Genomic DNA, 22,048 nt, shown 5'->3' with positions numbered 1-22,048 from the left:
ACCAAAACGACTCCATTACAGAGTCCCCGTAGCCACAATCAGTACACCTCTCTCATTTTAAGATTACTCTTTCTTTGCCTAGCCGTTTTCGACGTCGCTGGGTGTTTCTACTCCCGATGCATGCAGCGCACTCTCATCAGCCTTACGCTTACCTCTCGTCTCGCTTGGCTTACGCTTCGGTCTAAACTCGACAATCAGGTCTTTGATTTGTTGTTCCAGGGCTTGGCGTTGTCCTAGCGATACCGCCGCTTCTGTCCTGAGTGTTTCCACCTTTGCTTCCAATTGTCCATATTTCACTTGTAGCGCGGCTAACTCCTCCACCTTCGCGTCAAACGCCTCGTTCAGCTCTTCCAACTCCGCTTCTGAGCGCTCAATCCGCTCACGGGCGAGCGATCTAATCGCTTCGATGTCTTGCGTTGCAAGGGACTGCGCCTGCGTCCAGACAGACGCTATCGTTTGGTGCAGAACAGCTTCGACCTCGGCAGGTATGTCTTTCTGCTGAGCGCTTCGCTCGAAAGCCCGTGCATTGATGACCTTCATGTGATTATTGATTGTCTTCATCGAACCTGTTCCCAGGTAGTAGCGTACTGCCATATTCGTTGCCCGCTGACCCTGGGCTTTCAGTGCTGCTGCGGCACGCTCGACATCTTCAAACGTAATACCTTTATTTCCCATCTTCTGACTCCTTAATCGGGTGTGATTTGACGCCAACCCGGCGTTGGCCCCCCGTATAGCGAGTCGAAGTGCAAAAAATGACAATTGATGATTATTTTTCTTAGGTCTCTACGCGACCCTGTCGGATCACCTGTGAGAGTGCCAGCGAGGTATCAGGGAGCCTCTCGATATAGGGCAGCTTAGGGGGCAGGATCAACGCATCGAGCGTGCCATGCCTGCGCCTCCATTCGGCGCGCGCCAAAGCAATCAAGGCTCCGGTTTGTTCGCGGATGCCTGAAAAACCCGGCACGCGGTAGAGCGAACCGATCGCCTGAGTGATCGCGAGCGCATGCGACTGTCGGCACGCTGAGATGATCCGTTCGCGCCAACGTCGCTCGCAGTCTTTTGTCATGCGCCAACTCCACACGGTACCCCCGCCTTTATCGCTTTTGCGGGTGCGACGTATCAGCTCATAGTCGTCATCCAGACGTATACGCCCTAGGACATCTTGGGCGTGTCTGAGCCGCTCCTCCTCGTGTATGCGTCCATCTCCATCGGTAGCGAGCAGAAACCAAGCTAAGACCTTGGCCTGGGGCGGTGCGTACAGGAACAGCCTCGCATTGCATTCGCGTTTGCGCTTGGCGTAGGCGCGCTGGTTCTCGTTGCGATGTATCGCGTAGTGCTCGCCGAACTTGGCAGCAAGACGTTGCGCCTTGTTGAGGGGCACGGTGCCGCTGGTGTGCCAGTGATAGCCGTGCGAGACGGCATCGAGTACGCGCTGCATGAAGACGGTTTTGTGTATGTGAACAGGTGGATCGAACATCGCTTTCTTACGTGTGTGGGTTTACACGTATAGCGACCGAGAAGGCAGGTTTGCGCCAAAGATGGGCAAAGCGGCGAAGGGTTGTAAGTGTTTGATCCAACAACAACCTGTGAAAACACCGAAGGTGGATTCACAGACAACTACAAGAGATTCCTAGAAGAACGCCGGAAACGGCGTTCTCATTCCCTATACGAGGCAGGACACCGATGTGTTGACGTCGCAAGACGAACACCATCGGGGGCTTGACTCACACCATCTGTGGGGGCCTCACCAGCCCCCGAACATCATTGTCACAGGTCCGCAAGGACCGAAGCCGGATCACCAATCCGGCTAGGCCAGAGTCAATCAACTCTGGCTGAGCATGCGCTGTAGCCGTATGCCCGTAATGGGGCTCGTACGGCTGCGACGGGCGCTCAGGGCTGTAATGCCCTGTTCGACCCAATCCGCCGATAGGCGAGCTTGGGCGACGCGGAAACGGGCCGATGGAGGATGCGGAAACGCTAAAACCAAAGGAACCCTGCCGCAGATGAAGAGGTGTAAATCCTCGCCGAGGGGTGCTGGAAACGGTGCAACTCGGCCCCGACAGGCGGGCTTCACGTATGCAGGGAAACCTGCATGAGGTCGTAAGGAGAAATCTGGAACGACTGGTACCAACGGAGGCAACTTCGCTGGATCGATGCATAGCTCAAGCCTGTAACGGCGGCCCTCGAGGTCGCTGTCGGGTCAGTGAAGTGAAGCCAGTATTCACCTCAGAAGTAGGTGGATGACTGAAGCTGGAACCATCTTGAACGGTAAGTCACGGGCTTTGGAATCTCGCCGGACTGAAAACCCAATGGGTGACGCGAATGCGACGTTTTTGATGGGAGGCGCTGGCTAGCGGATCGACATCTGTGTGCTAACGCGGGAAGGCCTAAGGGACGTACACCGGGTGGTGCCGGAATAGTCCTATGGCTGGGAGCGATGTGAGTAGACGACAAACCCAAAAGCGATTCAGTCGAAGCGACTTGGGGAGGCGCAAGCCAATCGGGAGTGATGTCTCGATGTCGAAAGCATCATGCGTATGCGAAATGTGACTGGGCGTGGTAGCCCAAATGGTGATGAGCGCGATGCAGCTGTACGGGTGGTGCCGCAGCGAGATCGCAAGCCAGGGTGGTACCTGGCATCTCACGAACAACGTTCAACTTTGACGATGAAAGGAGGTCAGATAACTACTTAGGACATTTGATTGAGTGGCATGATTGGGTCTTGCCAGCCCGTTTGTACCCCACCTGAAAAGGTGGGGTACCTCTACTTGTGTTGTATGCCGCGCAAGCAATCACGAATGTGATTGTCAAACTCCTCTTTGAGCCAATACACCCTTCTACCGATATGCTGAGGTCCGGGCAGTTCGCCGCGAAGCACAAGGTTATCAACCGTACGTATCGTGACGCCGAGATACGAAGCCACATCTGCCTTTGTCATTAGTTCCATTGATCACTCCTTTTATTGGGAGTGACGTATAGCTACTGATTTGACAGAAACGCGCATACTTTCAACAGAAACTGAAAGAAACGAGAGGAACCATGCTCTGAGCATGGTTTTGCGTCAATTTTCCCCCTGTCACACCTTCATTTCGTTTCCTCTACTTTCCTATTGATTCCTATTAGTTCATTGATTATATTTGTGTTTCTTGTGTTCGGCGTAAGCAACAAAGGCGGCCCGGGCGCGCTCCGGAGGCAGAGGTCAGAGGTTCGAATCCTCTCGGGCGCGCCATTTTTATTCTTAAAAACCAATAAGTTAGAGAAATTTACCGACTAGAATACATGGTCATTATTTGATCATTTTCACCCCTCGTGGACACTTCACTGTCCACAGAGTGTCCACGTTGTACCAGTTTGTGCCGCTGCGTCTGTCCACGCTTTGTCCACAAAACGATTCAGCAGGCCAGAGGCTGCCTTGCTTGCAGCTTGTTAATAAACGACTCGATATCCGAGGAAAGCAGAATGAGCTCACGATTGACGCACCCCGTTTCCATATCATGCGTGCGAATTGAGCTCTGAGCCCCGCCCCTCTAACTTCCGAAACCCGACTTCTTAAGCGACTTATCATTTCTACATCGCTTTTGGATCTCGCCATCTCTCCAGCATGGTCTAACTGATCATGGATCGACCCATATACACAACTTTCCATATATAGCCCCCCTCTATACCGATATCCGAAACTCAAGGTTTTTTGCATGCACGACTGGGCGAGCCCGCCCATCTTCTCGCTGCAACTCAACAAGCCCATACTGCGAAAGCGTCTTAAGCGTCCTAGATAAATTACCTGGTTTCCGACCAACCTTCACCGCAAGTTCAGTAATCGACTTTGGCCGACTCTCTTTGATGGCAGTCAGCAAAGCTTGATTCTCGTCGCTTAGAACTTCTGCCAATGAGCGCATGGACGGAAACCAGACTTTCGGATCACTGGCCTTTGGTTTGTACTCACCACGAGCAATAGCCATCATTCGCTCGCGAATCTTCTCTTGCGGCATGACACCAATAACGATGGTCTTCATTTGTTACAAACCTCTTTCAATACACGATCGACATCCGACCAAAAATCCACTAGCAACTGATCGGCATCTTGAAACTCGTATGGCACTCCTTTATCTAGAGAGTGCTGATGCTTATGGTCATGCGGACGGGCGCGCTGGCCAGCATACTTGTGCTTACGCGGTAACCGCACCGCATGGGCATTGTCATAACCCATCACACGCTTGCTGTAGCGGTCATGCAGGGTCAGCGAATATTTAATGCCGTGCGGCCTCTCATTAGTAACCTCAACCAAACTCACTTCGAACTTGACCCAATACCCGCAATCTTGAGCAATGATGACTTGATCAAGACCAAGCAGAGTGTCTAATCCGTAGTCGCGTCGCATAGCCAATTGTATCATCTGTTGATATGAAAAGCCCGGCTCAAGCCGGGCGTTTTGAATAGCTCGTTTACACGGTTCTCAATTCAGCGCTGTAGTGATTTCAACTCATCGCGCAGCCAGCGCGGTTCACCATCGACGTAAATCGCAGGCTTAACCGTCTGTTCGGGGTCATCAACCACATCCACAATCTTCTCGATTTCGTCCTGATTCAGTAGAACGCCGCACTTACCGTCTCGCTCACCCGCCAGGTCTTCGATCAGGTTCTCAAGCACTTGAGCGTCAGCCATCGCTGAACGCTGAAATCGTCGACCTCCGCTTCACCGCAGATCATCGCCGCGATAAGCAAAGCCTTATTTTTCCGATCCAGCCCCGGATACAAACGCTCAGCTAGCGCTGCCGGGCAGCCTATTTCGCCATTGACTAAGTTCTCAAAATCTGTCGATTCAAACATGATTCGTTCTCCTCTGAATGCAGCATTCATTATACTCGAAAAGCCGCGCTAAATCTGATTATTTATCAATACTATCAATGTGTTATAATGATATAGTGAAAGACCTTACAGCATTCCCCGCTCAGCCATGCTTGTGACCTCGGCGCCACCGATGATCAAGTGATCAAGTACCCGCACATCGATCTGTCCCAACGCTTGCTTGAGCTTGTCGGTAATGCTCTGGTCGGCCCGGCTGGGTTCGGTTACGCCCGAGGGGTGGTTGTGTGCCAGGATGCAGGCCGCAGCGTTGTGCTCCAGTGCCTTACGAACAACTTCGCGGGGGTAGACCGAGCATCCATCGATCGTTCCCTGGAACAGCTCTTCAAAGGCGATGACACGGTGCCGGTTATCCAGCCAGAGCACGCAAAAGGCCTCGGATGACGGCCTCCAGGCTCATGGTCACGAAGTCTCGTGCTGTCTGGGGACAGTCGATGACGTTTTCTCGTTTCACACGCTCCGCCAGAATCTGCCGCGCCTGGTGGATGATCTCGTCCGGGCTGACGGCTCGCGCCATCTGATACTTGCCCGCTGCGTCCTGAACAAAACCGCCGAAGTCGATCGCTTGCTGGTTCATTGCCTGTGCCTCGCCTTTGATCGGGCATGGGGTCATGCCGCGCATGGCCTCTGCCACGCTGGCGAAGCGCGGGGGTAGCAAAGGTCAAGGGCCGGGAGGGCCGGCTGGAGCGGCCCACAGCGTAGCGAGGACACGGGCCGGCCCGGAGGGCGAAGCAAAGCGGAGCTTTACCCTTGACCGGCGCGAGGGGCAGCGCCCCTTAGGCAGTGTTTGCGGATTCAATTGAAAGCGCATTTCCACATTCTTAGAGCACGCGGTTATATTTGTTATCCGGGGATTCTGGTATTCGTCGACCATTGCCCTGCAACAGCGAAAAACAACGCACATAAGATCTTCGAACGGCCAAGCTATGCACGGCCGCCTATGCATAGGCGGCGTTATTCACTAAAACAGGAAGGCACCCATGGATCTGAAACCAGTTAGGCGAGAGATCATTCGCGATATTGTCGAACGAGTCAGAGATGCTACTGATGAAGCTGTACAAGCACTCCCCGATACTCGATGGCTATGTCTTGAATGCGGAAATTCGAGTTATTCTCACCTATGCTCAAATTGCCACACAGACGACTCCGCAGTGTGCTACTCCGCTCAAGCAAGAGAAGTACTGGAGAGAAACCGAAGTATGGTTAGGTCGATAAATTCTGACCTGGATGGGATTCTCAACAATAATTGAGACGATTATCATTTCAGGTAAAGACTTATATATGCCTACCAGTAGTTAAAGCCATTACTCAAACCAGCAAGATCAAACACCTATCCTCATAGCCAGACCGCACCATGTGTGGGCGCCAGGAGAAATCCACGTGGGTCAAGAAATACTAAGCAGCACGTTAATTACCCGACATTATTGTGGATGTAGGCGAGGTTTTTATCCTGGAAAAAGCCTTTGACGATGTGAGTGAGCCGCTGCAGCCTGCGCAGAAATCGCGTGACCGTTTGGCGAAGCTGATCCGGGCCACTGTGGCGGACCTTGCCCAGGTGGTGCCGCTTGAGCCAGTTCCATACCCATTCGTCCGGGTTCAGATGAGGTGAGTACGCCGGCAGGATAAAGAGTCGGAGCCGACCCGCGGTGCCGTCAACGAAGTCCCTGACTTTGCGTGAGCGGTGCACCGGGTGTCCGTCGACAATCAGAAAGACCGGGGTGGTAGCCCCCTCGATCAGCCGTCCCAGAAAGTCGATGAACATAGGCGCCGTCAGGGTGCCGGTGAAGGTCATAAAGCGCAGCCCGCCTCGGGGGCTGACGGCCGAGATCATGTTCACGCCAAATCGAGCGCCGGTGGTCTCAATGACCGGCGTCTGACCGATCGGTGCCCAGGAGGTGCCGCTGTGGTGATCCGAACGCACGCTGGCCTCATCACCGAAGTAGATCGTGGCCTTCTCGCGCTTGGCCAGCCGACGTATCTCGGGGTAGGCCACGGCCTGCCCATGCTCGACCGCTGCCTCGTCACGTTGATAGGCCCGGTGCAAAGGACGCTGTGGCGACAGCCCCAGCGTACGCAGCAGACGGCCCACCGACACCTCGCTGAGGCGTACCTTAAACTCGCGGCGGATGAGTTCGCGGACCATCGCACGCGTCCACAGAGCGAACTCGAACTTCAATTGCGTGGGGTTGTGCTCGGTGATGAGCCGGTAGAGCCGATCCAGCTGCCCGCCCCTGAGCTTCGGCTCCCGACCCTTGGCCTTGCGCTGGCGAAGCGCCTCAAGACCGCCCTCGCGGTACGCCGCCAACCAGGCGTAAATCTGGCTACGATGAAAGCCCAAGGCCTGGATCACGACTTCGGGGCTTTCGCCGGCCTCGACCCTCATCACGGCTCGAATGCGAATGGCTTCCAGCGTGCTGCGATCAAGCTTGCGTCCGTCTAATTTCTCCATCCCTAAATCATATCATGTCGGGTTATCAATGTACTGCTTAGTAAGACCAATATCGACTATGTAGCACCGTGGCATATCAGATAACCAAGTTGGCTTAGTTCAGCCATGAACAAGTTTGGAGATAAACCCCCTCACCATTGATCCGTGCGCCTTGCAATCATGCGGCGCCAAGCCACCGAATTCAACGCAGAGTGCAATCCATGTGTTCGAGCGCAGTTTGCCGCATGGGCAAATGATGCCGCTGAATCGAGCAAATTCTAAGCGGCCAATCCAAATGTACAACAAGGCATTAAATTTCAAAATACGATATAAACTACCAGTCTAGTTAGTACGGCGCACGACCATCAATCACTCGGTATAAAGAAGTTCAATGCAACTGTTACACTCAGCGCTAAAATGCGGAATCAGCATAAGCAACAAAACATTCAAATGTTCTCGCCGCATATGCATTTTCGACTTTTGCTAAATCCCTGAGGAGGCATGTGTAGGGATATGAGATGGAACGCCATAGGTCTAGTTATTATTCTCGCTTTCGTAACCGTTTATGCAGTCTTTCTGGACTCACACAAACCCTCGTCTAACAGGCTTTCGGACAATAGCTCGTACGCAGAACTATATAACGACTCTTATACAAATAATTTCCCCAAGTCGCAGACATGCCAGCCTGATGATCTGAACTGTCTGATTAACCAAGGTGGCGGATACGACAGCGCAGCCGCGCACTGTGCTCGCCCCATAGAAAGACTCAACTCCTACGATGTGAGATGGACATACAACTCATCGCATCCGATGTTTAGCCAAGCACACTGGCTCTCAGACGGTCATGGGGCCATCGAATATCTTGGCGACAGAGTGGAATTTGAAGACAAATACGGCGCGTATGTAAATGTGGTATATGCTTGCGATTTAGCCTCTGACAACCGGACTGTATTGAACGCACGTATCGTGCGTACCGGCCACCTCCGGGTTGGCACACAGTAGACTCACAAGACAGCCAAGCAACCAGTGGATCCCAGATACCAATTCAACCCTCGAACTGAACCTTCAATGGATCTCACTAATATCTAACAATGCAAGCTCAGACCTAATTCCCCCTGGACTTTCCCCGGTAAGGTAGGCACTTCGGACCTATGAAATACGTAACGTCCCTATAGACTTCCATATCGATCGCTTAGCAGCGTCACAGCAAATCGCGCCGGATATGTTCTAACGTAAAAAGTTAACTGATGCTCGTGACACCGACTCATCGAGACATCATTCACAAACGTCCAGTACCTTTTTGCATCGCAACCCTTAGATTAAGAAAGATAATCATTCACCTGGGCTAGGGGGATACATCATGCGCATCATGATCAGTCTGGCCACGCTTTGCTTGGCATACTCCGCAACGTGTATGCCCGCGCTGGCCGCCGACAACACATCGTCCGCGATCTCCGCCCAGGCTCTGGATTACGGCAGCAATGTCTCACCGCTTGCGAGCCTCGCAGGCCTGCGCCCGGTCGAGGCAAAGCACGCGATGGTCGTGACCGCACAACATCTGGCCACGCGGATCGGCGTGCGCATCCTGCGCGAGGGCGGCAACGCGATCGACGCGGCGGTGGCCATCGGCTACGCGCTCGCGGTAGTGCATCCCTGTTGCGGCAACATCGGCGGCGGCGGATTCATGGTGATCCATCTCGCAGATGGGCAGAACCGCTTCCTCGATTTCCGCGAGAAGGCGCCACTCAAGGCCTATCCGAAGCTGTTCCAGAACGCGCAGGGCGAGGTCGTGCCCGGCCTGAGCACGCACAGCTATCTCGCCGTCGGCGTACCCGGCACGGTGATGGGCCTCGACACGGCGCTGGCCCGCTACGGCACGATGCCGCTCAAGACCGTTATGGCTCCGGCCATCGCACTGGCGCGCAAGGGCTACATCCTCGAAACCGGCGACGCGCACATCCTTGACGGCCGCGCAGGCGACTTTCGCAAGTACCCCAACGTCGCCGCGATCTTCCTCAATCACGGCCGCCCCTGGCGCGCGGGCGAACGCCTGCGCCAGCCGCAGCTCGCGCGCACCCTCGAACGCATCGCTCAGGGCGGCACCCGCGCCTTCTACAGGGGATCGATCGCGCGCGCGGTGGTCGCCGCCAGCGTGCGACACCACGGCATCCTCACGCTCAAGGATTTCGCCGACTACAGCGTCGTCTGGGGCAAGCCGGTCGAATGCGAGTACCGCGGCTACACCATCGTCTCCGACCCGCCGCCCAGCTCGGGCGGCACCACGATCTGCGAGATCCTGCAGATCGTCAAACCCTATCCGCTCGCCGACTGGGGTTACGCCTCGGTCAAGAGCTTGCACTACCTGATCGAGGCCGAGCGCCACGCCTTCGCCGACCGCAACACCTACCTCGGCGATCCCGCCTTCGTACACAACCCCATCCGCGCGCTGCTTTCTCCCGCGCACGCCGTCAGGATTCGCGCACAGATCCGCCCCGACGCCGCCACGCCCTCAAGCGAGGTCAGAGGTAGCCTGGGGCCGGCGGAGGGCACCAACACCACGCAATTTTCCGTGGTCGACGCGAACGGCAACGCGGTCAGCGTGACCTACACGATCAACTACCTGTTCGGGCTCGGTCAGATCGCCGGCAACACCGGCTTTTTCCTCAACAACGAAATGGATGACTTCACCGCCAAGCCCGGCGTGCCCAACAGCTTCGGCCTAGTGCAGGGCAGCGTGAACCAGATCGAGCCGGGCAAGCGCCCCTTGAGCTCCATGTCACCGACCATCGTGTTGCACCAGGGACGGCTGTTCATGGTCACCGGTAGCCCCGGTGGCTCCACCATCATCTCCACCACCCTAGAAACCATCCTCAACGTAATCGACTTCGACATGAACATGCAGCAGGCCGTCGACGCTCCGCGCTTCCACGAACAGTGGCAGCCGTCCACCGTCATGATCGAACCCGGCCTGCTCACCCCGGCCACTCGGCAGGCGCTCGAAAAAATGGGCTACCGCTTTACTTACGGCAACGCCTGGGGCGCTGCGATGGCCATTCTCGCGAATCCGCAAACGGGGCTCTACGAGGGCGCAGCAGACCGCCGCCGCCCTGCCGCACTTGCGGCAGGGTATTGATCGGGCATTAATTTTCCGTGACCTCAGAAATGCACAACATCCACACTCAATCTGACACTCTGGCGCCCTTCTCGACGCAGGGCGTCAAACCTTGAAGCGACCTCGGTGACCATGCGCCCCATACTGCGCGGCCTTTAATTAACCTACCCTTTATCAGCCAAAGTGCTGCCTTGGTCATCCTAGCTATGTCGCTATCGGCGAAAATAGTTCAAAATCCACACGTCGGGATAGATTGTGCTCGCTGCATTGGAAATCTCTTTCAGTCGATCACGGCTTACCCAGCCACTGTCTTGACGAGATGTCGGCCGCGATGGGACCCATGGCCGCATCCGCGCAAAAGCGTTAAACAGACGTTGCGCGTTCAGCGGCAGGCGCGAACCGCCTTCCGCGAGAAGTCCTTCAAACTACCCCACGAAGGAGCGTTATACATGAACAACATTGAGCTACACGGCAAGTGCATCATTTCAGCCTACCGGGACGGCACCAAATTCCGCCCCTCGGCATGGTCTGAAATGTTGAGCGACATGGCCGCGCAATATAACCAGCAGCATCGCCTGGTCTATGCGGACTATCTGCAACCCGCCTACCTCGAAGGCTACGGCCACTGTATCGAGGTGGATTTCGACGCCATGCGCGCCGACCGCGATTACGTTTACAAGCAAGTGATCGAGTTTATCGCCAGCAATCACCTGGAGGTCTACACCCTCGACGGTGAGCGCGTACACTATGAAGAGTCCGCTGATACAGCCAGCGTCAACGCTGCCTGAAGATACAAACTGACTGCAACCGCCGGCACCTAGAGGAGCGATTCACCGATCGCACTCCAGGCCGGTTGGTTTCCCCTATCAACCGCTTCCCATACCCAACCGCCCGAAAAATTAATGGCGGGAATGTCGCCATAACCGGCAGGATTCCAACGCGTAGGCAGGCGCTTAGGACTGGACGAACTGAGAAACGTAGACCGCGCCAGCTTCATCTTCCTGTCTAAGCCCTGTCCTCCAGCGCGTGATGGCACCCACACAATGCCGCCATTCACCGGTTACGGTATCCCAATAATGCAGAGTGGCCAGGGTTCCGATGCGCAGCACGGTCTGGGTAACCAGGGTGAACACATGCCCATCGAGCGTGCCCAAATGGGCCCTGATCGTTGGTGCATAATCCGGCTGTTCGGGGTGAATCCCCCCCCAACTCATGGCAAACGTACCCCGTTTGTCGGCCTCCGGGTCCATCAGGTTATTCAGGATTTCGTCAATTTTGTGCTGCTGATCCCTTGTCAGCTTGACGGGACCTGTCTTGCGTCTGGCGTGTGAATTGCTCATGAGGATGCCTCCGGGGGAGTTCCTACCGCCACGTATAGCACAACTTATCCCCCAATAAATAGAGGCAAGAAATCATAGGTATTAATAATTGTAAAAACAGCACCCGAAGAATTGGTAGGTTCCGGATCGCAAATGGCTCTCAGGTCAAAGAGCGATTTTCATCATTCGCCAGCGAAACGCGATTCCGCCCGGTGTGCTTGGCTCGATAGAGTGCAGCATCGGCTTCCTCAATCCATGCCCTCAAGTTCGCATGCCGATCGGAAACAAGCGCAAGGCCGATACTGCCAGTAACCTGTAACGTCTCCGCGCTGATCAGGCGGAGATTCGCAATATCATTTCTGATCCGTTCGGCAATATCGTAAGCTTCCTCATAGCCGGCATGCTCCACAATCACAACGAATTCGTCACCGCCAAAGCGCCCGGCGATATCTCCCTGACGAACACACTCATGAACAACTCTGCCGACCTCGCAGATCACTTCGTCACCCACGGTATGACCGTAGGTGTCGTTGATCGATTTAAAACGGTCAACGTCTATCAATAACAAGCAAGGCGGTTTTCCGGAAACAAACGCTCGCTTGAATATTTCCTCGGCGCATTCCATCCAGTGAGCGCGGGCACTGAGCCCGCTTTGCGGATCCGTCCGGCGCTGCTGGTCAAACGCCCAATTCTGACGTGTAACGACGCTGAGTAGGCGCGCCCCACGGTATGAGTTGAACCAGGTATAAAAAAACATGAGCGGTATCGTGCAAAGCACCACCAGGGTGGAAGTCTCGAATTTCGGTGGCGCCATGAGTACGCTTCCAAATAGCAATGCCGACCCGAGCAGTGCTAATAAGGAATGCAACCAAAGCCTGGGATACACGGTGTAACTTTTATCCAATGTGGTGATCATCGGGATAACCACACTGGGTAATGGGCTGAAATGCATCAACGGCAGCCACAAGCCGATAAAAATCGAATCCAGAAACAGGTTTTGCTTCTCGGCCGCGACTGTGTCCTGACTAGACCGGGAATGCAAATACGCTATATGCGGCCACACGAATGCGGTGAAAAGCAGGAATATCCATGCCCACAGCGACGCATGAAGCTCATACAGCACACTACCCGCCGACAACCCCGCCAACCCCATGCCCAGCGCGCGCGGTGGGTAGACGAACCAATAATAAACGTCGGGAGCAATGGTGCTGGTGAGCGCTCGCTCGCCGGCTACGGCATCGAACATACGGGATAACCACCTCTGCCCGAGAGGCTGATTCTTTTGGTTCACTGACCCTCGCTTTGTCGCACACAATCTGCAGAACCACCCTGGTTCCAGGGTATTTCTCTGTTCGTTTTTTTAGTAGCTACTGCTTACGTTATAGCTCAATCGGAAGCATATGATGCACTTGCCGTTTGACGCGCATTCAATACCGCGGGCCACGCCTCTAGCGTCGTCAGATTTTATGTAATCCGACAATACCACCGCAGGACAATTCTCCTGGCGAAACTTTTCCCACCGGTTGTTCAATGCATCCACGTCACTGGGTCGTAGGCAAAATACCCGTAGGGTCGAGCACTGTGCAGAAGCAGTGCAGTATCCTGCAGTTCACGTGCAGGAAGGTCGAGGAAACGCGCCAGCGCGGCAATAGCTCCCTGCCCACCGAGGGATGATTGCGCCATCAGCCCCATGGTCTGGCTCAGCGCTCCGAACCCCTTCTTTTGCCCGGCGCGCGGAAGATAGTCGACGCGATAACCGCCAGGCTTGAGGTGCGCCAAACGCGCGGCATCCGCAATGGCGTCGCCAATACCGCCGAGATGGTCGATCAGCTTGAGGCGCAACGCCGCCTCGCCGCTCCAGGCACGTCCCTGAGCCACGGCGTCGACCTGTTCATAGCCGAGCTTGCGCCCCTGCGCGACCTGCGAAACGAAGCGATGGTAGAGATAGTCGACATGGCTCTGCATAGCCGTGGCCACGTCGGGTTTGAGCGGCATCAGCGGCGATTCCGAACCCACGCTGGGCGTGGTGCCGATGCCGTTGACGTCGATGCCGAGCTTGCCGAGCGCTGCCGAGACATTAGGCACCAGGGCGAATACGCCGATATCGGCAGTGATCGTCGTGGGTTCTGCATACAGCGTCTGCGCGGCACTGGAAATCATATAGGCGCCGGAAGCGGCCAGCGTGCCCATCGACACCACCACCGGCTTGCCTGCGGCGCGCAGGCGCAGCACGGCGGAACGGATATCCTCGGAAGCATCCACGCTTCCCCCGGGCGAGTCGACCTGCAGCACCACGGCATGCACGGCGGCATCGTGTAGCAGACGGTCCAGCTGCTCCACGGTAGGACCGGAGGCAACGGTACCCGGAACGGCCTTGTCACCACTGACGATCATGCCGTCGAGGGGCACCACAGCGACGGCGGCGGACTGAGCTGCTCGCTTGTGAGTGGCCTCGTCGTAGGCGAGATAGTTGATCCTGGGTGTATCTTTCAGAGGTCGCACGTCAGCTTCGGATACCGCTTTCTGGAACTCGCGCCAGCTCCCGATCACATTGACCAGGCCCTGTTGCTTGGCGAGCTTGGCGGTATTGCCCTGAGCGGCGTCGACGAGATGCGGCAGCTGACTGGCGTAATGCTCGATCTGCGCGGGCTGGAGCCCGCGCGCAGCGGCGACCCGGGCCGTATAGCTGCTCCACCAGGTCTGCAGCCAGGCAGCGTTTTCCTCGCGCGCAGCGGGCGACATATCTGTGCGCGTCATGGGTTCGACTGCGGATTTGTACTTGCCTTTGCGGAAGGCGTACATCGTCACGCCGATGCGGTCGAGCAGGGTCTTGAAGTAGGGTTGGTAGGCGCCGTATCCGGCTATCATGACCGCGCCCAGCGGATTCATGTAGACATGATTGGCCTCGGCCGCGAGCAGGTAGCTACCCTGCGAGTAGCTGCCGGCATAGGCGAAGATAGGTTTGCCCGCCTTGCGGAAACGCGCCAGCGCATCGGCCACGGTTTCTAGCTGGGTGATGCTGCCCCCCTCGAACCGGTTCAGGTTTAACTCCATCACCTTGATACGCGGGTCGCTGGCGGCGTGATCGATGGCGTCGGTGAGGCTACGGATCAGCACCTCGTCCCGGGGCTGGTCCAGCATGACGTTGATCGCGCGCTGCCAATCGCTATCGGTATAGCTGTAAACCAGATGCCCCTCGGGGGCGACCACCAGGACCGACTCGTGCTGCACCCTGGGAGACTTTGCGGCATGGAATAGGGCAAACGCGATCACCAGCAGAACGAAGAGCGTAATCAAATTGAGCAAGCCGCGGCGGATGCCGTGCAACACCCGGTCGATCCAGCGCAACAACCCCATCAGCTTGCCCATCTACACCACTCCTGTTTGTTGGACGATATCTTCCCGTTGGCGTACCGAGGCAAGCCCGGATAGGCGACAGCTTGAAAGACCCGGATCGATAGTTCAACGCCCACGGCAAGCGCTTTATCTTATGACCACAAAAGAGTCGCGCAGTTGGATTGCAGGCAGGTTATCGGCCTGCGCCCAGTGCCTCGTGAAAGAAACCACTCACACGAGCCAGATAGGCCTCAGGCTCGACCGTGTAGGCACCCACGTGTTTCGCCCCCGGCACGATCCAAAGGCTGGCGGCCGCGTCTCGATGCAGCGCACGGTAGAGCGCCTCGCTGTTGCTCATCGGTACGACGTGATCGGCGGTTCCGGCGATCAGCAGCACCCGGCGTTGACGCATCGCGGCAACGTCACGCAACGGATCCACCTTGCACACATCCAGGCCGTTTATCAGGCGCAGCTCGAGAAAAATCTCGGGCGTGAATGGCCAATTGGGCAGATGTGTCCACTCCGGCATGTTCGCACTCAGGTAGCTGTACAGATCGGCGAACGGACTGTCGGCCACCACCGCGCGCACGGCGCGATCCTTCGCCGCCACTTCCAGCGCCGTCGAGGCCCCCATCGAATAGCCGATCACGCCGATGCGGCGATAGCCGAGCCGACGCGCGTAATCGATCGCACCGAGCAGGTCTCGCTGCTCGTACAACCCCACCGTCACCTCATCACCCTGCGAACGCCCCTCCCCGCGGAAATCGAACATCAGCACGGCGATACCGGCTCGGTGCAACGCGGCGGCAACAGGTAGGGCCGGTACGTCCGAGGCACGGTTCTGATGATAGCCATGAGCCTCGATCACTAATCCGCCGGCGGGCTCCGCCGCGGGGATCAACCAGCCCGACAGGCGCACCCTATCAACCGCCGACGGGAATTCAATGTTGCGGAAGGCAAGACCGAACTTCGCCGGGGTTTCGACCAGCGCAATTCTGCTGGGGTGGATCAGCTTCCAGACCACGTCATAGGCGACGCTCCCCGTCGCCACGAAAAAAACAAGCGCTAGCGCCAGCAAGACCCAAACTACATGCGGCAGGAAGCGTCTGACCGAGCGAGGGCGAACGGAGTCGGGCAAACGGGCATCTCCGGGCGGCGGACGAAAGCCCGCAGTATATACGTGGGCCCAGGATGTATTTTGCGCCCGATTGGCTTATGGTCGGGACGTATAGGTCAACACGTGACACTCGAAACACCCATGCCCGACAACACCGATCTGCGCCTGCTACGGCGAGCCATCCATCTCGCAGCGCAGTCCCGCGAACGCGGAGACCATCCCTTCGGTGCGCTGCTCGCTGACGCCGAAGGCCACATATTACTGGAGGCGATGAATGCCTCGGGCACCCTCGGCGATCGCACGGCCCACGCCGAGCGCACACTGATGATCGAGGCAGCACGTCATTACACCCCCGACTTTCTTGCCGGCTGCACGCTCTACTCCAGCGCAGAGCCCTGCGCCATGTGCGCCGGTACGGCCTACTGGGCGGGCATCGGCAGGGTTGTTTACGGCCTCGGGGAACGGCATCTCAAGGCACTGATCGGCCCGCATCCCGACAACCTCACCCTGGATCTGCCCTGCCGCACGGTCTTCGCCGCAGGACAGCGCAGCGTGGCCGTGCTCGGCCCGCTGCTGGAAGACGAAGCGGAGAACAGCCACCTCGGCTTCTGGGACACAGCCGGCAACGAACATTGACATTGCCGGTTCGGATGATAGCTTGGCGCCCCAACGGCCCCGCAAGACCGGAGACAGATATGATCGAAATCGTCGAGGCCGACTTCGCCTCGCCCGACCACGCCGAGACCCTCGTCACCCTGCTCGCGCGCTACGCCGAAGACCCCATGGGCGGTGGCGAACCGCTGCCCGAACGCACCCGCGCCGAACTGGTCCCGACCCTGCGCGAACGCCCCGGCAGCCACGCGCTCATCGCCTACGTCGACGGCCAGCCCGCCGGCCTGCTGATCGCCTTCGAGGGCTTCTCCACCTTCCAGTGCCGCCCGCTGCTCAACATCCACGACGTCATGGTCGACGCGCCCTACCGCGGCCGCGGCCTTTCCACCCGCCTGCTCGCCGGCGCCGAAACCATCGCCCGCCGGCTCGGCTGCTGCAAGCTCACGCTGGAAGTGCTGGAAGGCAACGAACCGGCCAAGGCCAGCTACCGCAAATTCGGCTTCGCCGGCTATCAGCTCGATCCGAGCATGGGACGCGCGCAGTTCTGGGAAAAGAAGCTGCCGTGTTGAGCGAGCACCGGGAATAACGACCGGCACCCAACCCGTTTCTCCCTGGTCAACAAGTGGTGGCATGATTTCGCACGCCTTCAGCGTCAGCCCCTTTCATTGCTTCGGCGCAGGCGCGTGAGTGAATTTTATACGGCACACCCCCTGCGCCTTGGCCTTACTGGGGCTCGCGCGATTACCGCTCCCGGCGATTTTCTCTTTGGACGAGCAAAGGTCACCAAAGAAATTCGCCCCGCCCAGCCGCATCCCCGCGACCCGCGACCCGCGAAGCAAGAGCAAGGCAATAAGGGAATAGAAAACCGAGAAGCGTGTGCAGACGCGTAACGGAAAGTCTTTTGACTTGAGTTCCCGTTACGCCTTGCCTCGCCCGTGTGCGCCGACGCCGACGTGGGGTCGGGCAGCAGGACGCCGCCCGAGCAGGCTTCGTCCGGACGGCGAATGCCTGTTGTGCCCCTCGTCGGCGCGTGCGGGCGCGGTTTACCCGCAGGGGCAAGGCGTTTCGGGCGCGTTTCTTTCGTCCATTTCTTTACGCGAATAAAGAAATGGACTCGAGCGCGTCGTTATGCGAGATCAAACACGAAAAGACTGATTCGCGTCCGAAACACTATGCAGAAGATTAATAACTAGCTGGCGCCTGGCTCGATTGCAAGCTGTTGTTGGGCTAAGAATTTCCCTGGCAGGCAAGCGGTGCTGGCTCAATGCAGCAAATGCTAAGGAGTTCACATCAATACCTTACAATGCGTAAGCTACCCCATATTCGCGCACGCTCGCACAAACCTCAATCACTCAAAATAGTCTGAATCCAATTTTTTTACTTCGTATACACCTGCCGTTGAAACCCCAACACCATGATCAACCAGCAACTTACCTAGACGCACACCATCTATCAAAATTATACGGGAATCAATTAAAGAGGCATACTCCATCGCTTCGCGCGTAAATCCCGAGGTGGTAATAAAAACACCTTTTTTCGCACGCTGCCCTTGCAGTGCTCCAGCGAATTTCTGAATTTCCGGTCGACCGACATTACCTTCCCAGCGCTTAGCCTGAATATAAATTACATCCAAGCCCAGCTGATCTTCATTAATGATCCCATCAATCCCTCCATCGCCGCTTTTACCAAGAGCCCGACCCGCATCCACCCGACTCCCCCCATATCCCATCTTCACTAGGAGATCAACAACAATGCGTTCAAAAAAGGGAGGAGAGACTCCCATAATCGTCTCTAAAACCTCCACCTCAAGAGACTCTCGAAGTTCGCTGTATGCCGCTGCCATAGTATCTTCAGGGGTTTCAGACGCCATTTCTTGGGCAGCATTAAACTGCTCAGGACCACGATTCTTTTTAATATTTTTTCGATTCCTAAACTCGATGAATTCTGGATATTGTGCGAGAAGACCAATATCAATCCGATCTGGGTCTTTTTTCAGTAAATCACGACCTCGTTGCGAGATAGCGAAGTACCCACGTCTTGGAGAATCCAAGAGCGCGGCTTGTTTCAAATATGACCGGGCCCAGCCGACCCGATTGTCAAACACAGCCTGAGTTCCACTTGGAAGAAGTTCGTTGCGCTCCTCATCGGAGAGGCGAAACTCCGCAGCCAAAACATCAATTGAATCTGAAAATTTATGTTCCCGGCCATCAGACGCCAATCGCAACAAAGGAAGCATCACAGTTTGATAATCAGGAATAGGCACCTACTTTCCTCGAATAGTTACCAGGACGCATCAACGATCAAAACTACCACTATGTTTTACAACATTGGCGATTACAAATTCTAACGCAAAAAAACGCCGGACGGCCCAGAGCCGCCCGGCGTTTCGCCCGCCTCCCCGATCTTAAAGCTTGTGGTGCTTGACGATGCTGTCGACCTCATCCACGCCGAGGGTCTTGTAGTAGTCGAGCTTCCCGTCCTTGATGCGCCCAACCACCACCGGATTGCTGACGTCGCCATACTCGTTGATGCGTAGCGCGCCAGTCACGCCGACGTAGTGAATCTTCTTGCCCTTGGCAATCGCTTCCAACGCGGCCTTGAACCCGGCCGGCGTCGGATGCACGACTAGCCCGCCTGGCGCGGTTATCTCACGTGCGGCGGCGAAGATCTTGCGCGCGTCCTGGGTGCCTGCCTTGTCCATAGCGAGGAGGGTGATCGCCATCGCGTCGTAGGAATTGGTGTCATAGGGAATATGCGGCGTGCGCTTGTAGGCTGCCATGAAATTCTTGCGGTACAGCTCGTACCAGGGCGATTTAACCGCCGCATCCTTGATCGACCAGCCGCCGTCGAGCAGTTTACCGCCGGACTTGTCCACGAACTGCTGCGTGGCCACGGAGTCGGCAAGCAACACGTGCTGCGGGCCGCCTGACTGCAGCCAGTCGCGCAGGATGGCCTGGCCGCCCTTGGGATGCGCCAGCAACACCAGTGCCTCGGGCTTGTCCTTCAGGGCGTCGGTGACGATGGACTGATAATCAGGCTGATCGCTGTTATACGGAATCAGCCGGGCCTTGCCGCCCATCGCCTCGAAGGCCTTGATCGTTTCCTTGGCGTAAGTCACGCCGAAGGCGTTGTTCACGTAGACGATGGCGACGTGTTTCCAACCTGCCATGTGGCGTGCGACGTAGGCGACCACCGGGCCCTCGCCACCCACGGACATCACCCCGCGGTAGAACAGGCCCTTGGTGTAGCCCTCCTTGGCCAGCTTGGTGAAGGAGGTCGAGGCCGCGCTGGGGGATACCAGCAGCACCTTGGCGGGCGCGGTGACGCTGCGCAGTTCGGCGATGGTGGTCCCGCTCGAATTCGAGCCGAAGATCACGCGCACACCCTTGAGATCGACCAGGGCCTTGGCCTGGTTGACCGCCACCGTCGGTTCGGTCTGGCTGTCGTAGACGATCGGATCCACCGTGCAGCCGCCGACGCCTCCGGCGGCGTTGACGCCCTTGATCGCGAGCTGGGCCGAACGCAGATTGTCCTGCCCGATCTCGGCCATCGAACCGGTCAGCGCCAGCAGCACGCCGATATTCACCTTGCAGGCGGCCTGGCTCGCCCCCGCGGCCAACAGCAGTGCGAGTCCGCCAGCGAAGGCGGTGCTGCGTGCGCTGCGTCCATGCTTGTCTTGCTTCATGTCGTCGTTTCCTCTCTGTCTGCGGCGCTCGATGCGCCTGTAAACCCAAGCGCTGGAGGAAGCAAGCTATGCGCCAACCACATTGGTTCGCGCCGCCGCAACGTCGGATTCGTGGAAACCGTACACAAGCCGCCCTAATTTAGTGCGAGCAGGTATGACACGCCCGCATGCGATGCGCCGCGTGTACAACGGTGATGGTTCGCATCCAATCTCGAAACAACATATGAAAATAAGCCAAACAAAATAAGTATTTCTAGCGCGACAAAATGTCACTGTCGGACGGTCGGGAATTCTGCGAATTTGTTGGCCCTACACATCCGACCCAGAGGTAATCCGCGTCATGCTGGACCCGATTCACCGTGCACTGGCGTCCAAAACCCACCGTATGCGCGCCTTGCTCGTTCCCTTCACGCTTGCCTCTTTGTGTACCATCGGCTCCGCCCACGCCGACACCGGCTTCGACCACATTGCCTCCAGCTCGATACTCGCCGGAACCTACCAGCACACCTCCGGCACGCGCGATTCATTCAACGCCCAGCTTGATCTGCTGGGGTACTTCGACGCCGGCCCCGGACAGTTGCAGTACGAACTCAAGGCCGGCAGCACGCCGCTGTCCGACGGTGTCACCGCCAACTATCCCGAGGCCAATGCTCTGGCTGGCGAGACCACGAGCCCCAATGGTCACGGGCGGCTGGCGATCACCCAGATCTATTACGCCATCGGCGCCGGTGGCGGCGAGCTCAATGCGGGCCTGATCTTCCCGGCGAACTACATCGACACCAACCCCGTGGCCGACGACGAATACCACCAGTTCATGGGCCTGACCTTCGTCAACGACCCGACCATCCAGATGCCGGTCTACGTGCTCGGCGGCACCTACAGCCACCCGCTGAACCGCACGTTCAATGTGCTCGCCATGCTCGCCAGCACACGCGACCTGTACGGGCACAACTATCCCAACCTGCTCGACAGCGGCGCGAGCGACCGCGGCAGCTTCGGCGACCTGGAGCTCGACTGGCAGCAGGGCAATCTGCAGGGGAATTTCGGCGCCTGGACCAACACGGACCACGACATCACCGCGCCGCCGCTCGCCACCGATGTGATCCCGGCCCCCACTCAGAACTTCACCCGGCACAGTGCCTGGGGCGTTTACGGCAATTTTGGCGGCAGCGTGCCCGGCACCGGCGTGCAGTGGGATCTGCGTGCCGGCTGGGCCAACCCGAAGGCCTCGCTGGCCAGTAGCTTCGTGTCGATCCAGGCTAACGACACCTTCGCCACGTCGCTGCTGGCGGGCGGCCGCAAACTGACCGTCGCCGCGGGCATCTCTCGCACCGGCGCCTCGCCGGATGCCATCGGCCCGACCGCGCCACTGATCCAGGTCGAGGCCTATGTACGCACACGTCTGGTGCGATCGCTGTACATCAGCCCGGACGTGCAATGGATTCGACACACCCAGTTCCTGCCCGGTCAGCACGGGCAATGGATCGAAGGCGTGCGCGTGGGTCTTGAGTTTTGACCCAGAAGCCTACAACTACGCGGCTTTGGGAACGCCCGTCGATTTCGGCACTCAAAGCTAA

At 57.3% G+C, this 22,048-nt stretch carries 20 protein-coding genes and 1 pseudogene; 5 read left to right on the top strand and 16 right to left on the bottom strand.

From position 1 onward, the window contains the following. Positions 1–78: 78 nt before the first annotated feature. From BJI67_RS01445 to BJI67_RS01410, 10 genes and pseudogenes are all read right to left on the bottom strand, one after another. A complete protein-coding gene (locus BJI67_RS01445; RefSeq protein ID WP_070071513.1) occupies positions 79–675 on the bottom strand; it encodes a DNA-binding protein in 597 nt (198 codons plus the stop codon). 100 nt (positions 676–775) lie between these two features. Beyond that, entirely contained in the window at positions 776–1,477 is a 702-nt protein-coding gene (locus BJI67_RS01440; RefSeq protein WP_070071512.1) for a hypothetical protein, read from the bottom strand. A gap of 1,287 nt (positions 1,478–2,764) precedes the next feature. Beyond that, a complete protein-coding gene (locus BJI67_RS18205; protein ID WP_407922825.1) occupies positions 2,765–2,938 on the bottom strand; it encodes a helix-turn-helix transcriptional regulator in 174 nt (57 codons plus the stop codon). 721 nt (positions 2,939–3,659) lie between these two features. Continuing rightward, positions 3,660–4,013 (bottom strand): HVO_A0114 family putative DNA-binding protein, encoded by a 354-nt coding sequence (locus BJI67_RS01435; RefSeq protein ID WP_070071511.1) that lies wholly within the window; start codon positions 4,011–4,013, stop codon positions 3,660–3,662. After that, a complete protein-coding gene (locus tag BJI67_RS01430; protein ID WP_070073870.1) occupies positions 4,010–4,378 on the bottom strand; it encodes a toxin-antitoxin system TumE family protein in 369 nt (122 codons plus the stop codon). The genes BJI67_RS01435 and BJI67_RS01430 overlap by 4 nt, the downstream gene beginning before the upstream one ends. A gap of 80 nt (positions 4,379–4,458) precedes the next feature. After that, positions 4,459–4,662 carry a hypothetical protein gene (locus BJI67_RS01425; protein WP_070071510.1) on the bottom strand — a complete coding sequence of 68 codons (204 nt, stop codon included), beginning with the start codon at positions 4,660–4,662 and terminating at the stop codon, positions 4,459–4,461. Next, positions 4,632–4,826 (bottom strand): hypothetical protein, encoded by a 195-nt coding sequence (locus BJI67_RS17200; RefSeq protein ID WP_156781980.1) that lies wholly within the window; start codon positions 4,824–4,826, stop codon positions 4,632–4,634. Before BJI67_RS17200 ends, BJI67_RS01425 begins: the two co-directional genes overlap by 31 nt. Before the next feature lie 105 nt (positions 4,827–4,931). Beyond that, positions 4,932–5,240, bottom strand: a pseudogene (locus BJI67_RS17195) (JAB domain-containing protein); the annotation flags it as partial. Then, positions 5,212–5,484: a hypothetical protein gene (locus BJI67_RS17190; protein WP_070071508.1), complete on the bottom strand. Its 273-nt coding sequence runs from the start codon at positions 5,482–5,484 to the stop codon at positions 5,212–5,214. The pseudogene BJI67_RS17195 and the gene BJI67_RS17190, both read right to left, overlap by 29 nt. Before the next feature lie 789 nt (positions 5,485–6,273). Continuing rightward, the gene (locus BJI67_RS01410) at positions 6,274–7,311 is read right to left on the bottom strand and encodes an IS630 family transposase (RefSeq protein WP_070071507.1); all 1,038 of its coding nucleotides are present in this window, start codon (positions 7,309–7,311) and stop codon (positions 6,274–6,276) included. Between the two features lie 1,339 nt (positions 7,312–8,650). Between BJI67_RS01410 and ggt the strand changes: the two genes are divergently transcribed. Together ggt and BJI67_RS17700 are read left to right on the top strand one after the other, a co-directional pair. Beyond that, positions 8,651–10,423: a gamma-glutamyltransferase gene (gene ggt, locus BJI67_RS01405; RefSeq protein ID WP_070071506.1), complete on the top strand. Its 1,773-nt coding sequence runs from the start codon at positions 8,651–8,653 to the stop codon at positions 10,421–10,423. 428 nt (positions 10,424–10,851) lie between these two features. Then, the gene (locus tag BJI67_RS17700) at positions 10,852–11,190 is read left to right on the top strand and encodes a DUF3579 domain-containing protein (RefSeq protein WP_070071505.1); all 339 of its coding nucleotides are present in this window, start codon (positions 10,852–10,854) and stop codon (positions 11,188–11,190) included. Between the two features lie 165 nt (positions 11,191–11,355). On the opposite strand, the gene BJI67_RS01395 is transcribed toward BJI67_RS17700, so the two are convergent. From BJI67_RS01395 to BJI67_RS01380, 4 genes are all read right to left on the bottom strand, one after another. After that, entirely contained in the window at positions 11,356–11,742 is a 387-nt protein-coding gene (locus tag BJI67_RS01395) for a hypothetical protein (RefSeq protein WP_070071504.1), read from the bottom strand. Between the two features lie 139 nt (positions 11,743–11,881). Next, entirely contained in the window at positions 11,882–12,967 is a 1,086-nt protein-coding gene (locus tag BJI67_RS01390; protein ID WP_083250528.1) for a sensor domain-containing diguanylate cyclase, read from the bottom strand. Between the two features lie 281 nt (positions 12,968–13,248). Beyond that, positions 13,249–15,090 carry a signal peptide peptidase SppA gene (gene sppA, locus BJI67_RS01385; protein WP_070071503.1) on the bottom strand — a complete coding sequence of 614 codons (1,842 nt, stop codon included), beginning with the start codon at positions 15,088–15,090 and terminating at the stop codon, positions 13,249–13,251. Positions 15,091–15,250: 160 nt separating this feature from the next. Further along, the gene (locus BJI67_RS01380; RefSeq protein ID WP_070071502.1) at positions 15,251–16,195 is read right to left on the bottom strand and encodes an alpha/beta hydrolase; all 945 of its coding nucleotides are present in this window, start codon (positions 16,193–16,195) and stop codon (positions 15,251–15,253) included. Between the two features lie 120 nt (positions 16,196–16,315). Here BJI67_RS01380 and BJI67_RS01375 point away from each other — a divergent pair, with 120 nt between their 5' ends. Together BJI67_RS01375 and BJI67_RS01370 are read left to right on the top strand one after the other, a co-directional pair. After that, positions 16,316–16,810 (top strand): nucleoside deaminase, encoded by a 495-nt coding sequence (locus BJI67_RS01375; protein ID WP_070071501.1) that lies wholly within the window; start codon positions 16,316–16,318, stop codon positions 16,808–16,810. A gap of 59 nt (positions 16,811–16,869) precedes the next feature. After that, positions 16,870–17,355 carry a GNAT family N-acetyltransferase gene (locus BJI67_RS01370; protein WP_070071500.1) on the top strand — a complete coding sequence of 162 codons (486 nt, stop codon included), beginning with the start codon at positions 16,870–16,872 and terminating at the stop codon, positions 17,353–17,355. A 779-nt stretch (positions 17,356–18,134) separates the two neighbouring features. Here the strand turns inward: BJI67_RS01370 and BJI67_RS01365 are convergent. Next, entirely contained in the window at positions 18,135–19,049 is a 915-nt protein-coding gene (locus BJI67_RS01365) for a restriction endonuclease (protein ID WP_070071499.1), read from the bottom strand. 141 nt (positions 19,050–19,190) lie between these two features. Then, positions 19,191–20,471 (bottom strand): ABC transporter substrate-binding protein, encoded by a 1,281-nt coding sequence (locus tag BJI67_RS01360; RefSeq protein ID WP_070071498.1) that lies wholly within the window; start codon positions 20,469–20,471, stop codon positions 19,191–19,193. Positions 20,472–20,811: 340 nt separating this feature from the next. Here BJI67_RS01360 and BJI67_RS17185 point away from each other — a divergent pair, with 340 nt between their 5' ends. Further along, positions 20,812–21,987: a hypothetical protein gene (locus BJI67_RS17185; protein ID WP_070071497.1), complete on the top strand. Its 1,176-nt coding sequence runs from the start codon at positions 20,812–20,814 to the stop codon at positions 21,985–21,987. Positions 21,988–22,048 lie beyond the last annotated feature (61 nt).

Origin of the sequence: Acidihalobacter aeolianus, assembly GCF_001753165.1 — a bacterium.
In the GTDB taxonomy this organism is placed as follows: domain Bacteria; phylum Pseudomonadota; class Gammaproteobacteria; order DSM-5130; family Acidihalobacteraceae; genus Acidihalobacter; species Acidihalobacter aeolianus.
The sequence above is the reverse complement of the archived record's forward strand: the minus strand, read 5'-3'. Positions and strand labels throughout refer to the sequence as shown.

What these genes read in the sequence shown, in the direction of transcription:
- BJI67_RS01445 (WP_070071513.1), bottom strand. Translation starts at nt 675, where the DNA reads ATGGGAAATAAAGGTATTACGTTTGAAGATGTCGAGCGTGCCGCAGCA.
- BJI67_RS01440 (WP_070071512.1), bottom strand. Translation starts at nt 1,477, where the DNA reads ATGTTCGATCCACCTGTTCACATACACAAAACCGTCTTCATGCAGCGC.
- BJI67_RS18205 (WP_407922825.1), bottom strand. Translation starts at nt 2,938, where the DNA reads ATGACAAAGGCAGATGTGGCTTCGTATCTCGGCGTCACGATACGTACG.
- BJI67_RS01435 (WP_070071511.1), bottom strand. Translation starts at nt 4,013, where the DNA reads ATGAAGACCATCGTTATTGGTGTCATGCCGCAAGAGAAGATTCGCGAG.
- BJI67_RS01430 (WP_070073870.1), bottom strand. Translation starts at nt 4,378, where the DNA reads ATGCGACGCGACTACGGATTAGACACTCTGCTTGGTCTTGATCAAGTC.
- BJI67_RS01425 (WP_070071510.1), bottom strand. Translation starts at nt 4,662, where the DNA reads ATGGCTGACGCTCAAGTGCTTGAGAACCTGATCGAAGACCTGGCGGGT.
- BJI67_RS17200 (WP_156781980.1), bottom strand. Translation starts at nt 4,826, where the DNA reads ATGTTTGAATCGACAGATTTTGAGAACTTAGTCAATGGCGAAATAGGC.
- BJI67_RS17190 (WP_070071508.1), bottom strand. Translation starts at nt 5,484, where the DNA reads ATGCGCGGCATGACCCCATGCCCGATCAAAGGCGAGGCACAGGCAATG.
- BJI67_RS01410 (WP_070071507.1), bottom strand. Translation starts at nt 7,311, where the DNA reads ATGGAGAAATTAGACGGACGCAAGCTTGATCGCAGCACGCTGGAAGCC.
- ggt (WP_070071506.1), top strand. Translation starts at nt 8,651, where the DNA reads ATGCGCATCATGATCAGTCTGGCCACGCTTTGCTTGGCATACTCCGCA.
- BJI67_RS17700 (WP_070071505.1), top strand. Translation starts at nt 10,852, where the DNA reads ATGAACAACATTGAGCTACACGGCAAGTGCATCATTTCAGCCTACCGG.
- BJI67_RS01395 (WP_070071504.1), bottom strand. Translation starts at nt 11,742, where the DNA reads ATGAGCAATTCACACGCCAGACGCAAGACAGGTCCCGTCAAGCTGACA.
- BJI67_RS01390 (WP_083250528.1), bottom strand. Translation starts at nt 12,967, where the DNA reads ATGTTCGATGCCGTAGCCGGCGAGCGAGCGCTCACCAGCACCATTGCT.
- sppA (WP_070071503.1), bottom strand. Translation starts at nt 15,090, where the DNA reads ATGGGCAAGCTGATGGGGTTGTTGCGCTGGATCGACCGGGTGTTGCAC.
- BJI67_RS01375 (WP_070071501.1), top strand. Translation starts at nt 16,316, where the DNA reads ATGCCCGACAACACCGATCTGCGCCTGCTACGGCGAGCCATCCATCTC.
- BJI67_RS01370 (WP_070071500.1), top strand. Translation starts at nt 16,870, where the DNA reads ATGATCGAAATCGTCGAGGCCGACTTCGCCTCGCCCGACCACGCCGAG.
- BJI67_RS01360 (WP_070071498.1), bottom strand. Translation starts at nt 20,471, where the DNA reads ATGAAGCAAGACAAGCATGGACGCAGCGCACGCAGCACCGCCTTCGCT.
- BJI67_RS17185 (WP_070071497.1), top strand. Translation starts at nt 20,812, where the DNA reads ATGCTGGACCCGATTCACCGTGCACTGGCGTCCAAAACCCACCGTATG.